This is a genomic window from Lysinibacillus sp. 10T31, assembly GCF_056394365.1.
Map to the genome: position 1 here is coordinate 1 of NZ_JBFTHS010000284.1, position 356 is coordinate 356.

1 pseudogene is annotated in these 356 nt (G+C 64.2%); it reads right to left on the bottom strand.

The features are described 5' to 3' along the window. Positions 1–356 (bottom strand): annotated as a pseudogene (locus AC1DCY_RS28045) (hypothetical protein); the annotation flags it as partial.

Consider the following 356-nt stretch of genomic DNA (forward strand, 5'->3'; position numbering starts at 1 on the left):
GTGTTACCGGTCAGACGGTTGCCCAAGGAGTTGCCGGTGGCGTCGAGGTTGTCGCTGCCGGTGAGTGTCAGGTTCTCGAGGTTGCTACCCAGGGTGTAGCTGATCGACGACATGACCGTGTCGATTTCGACCAGCGAGGTGCCGCGTTCGATCACCGTGTCGCCGAGGTTGTCGACCACGTAGGTGTCGTTGCCAGCCCCGCCGTCCAGGGTATCAGCCCCGGCCTTGCCGTCGAGGAAGTTGGCGGCGGCGTTGCCGGTGAGGCTGTTATCGAGTTCGTTGCCGGTGAGGTTCAACGCGGYGGTGCCGAGCAGCACGCCGTCTTCGACGTTGGCCGAGAGGGTGTAGCTCACCGC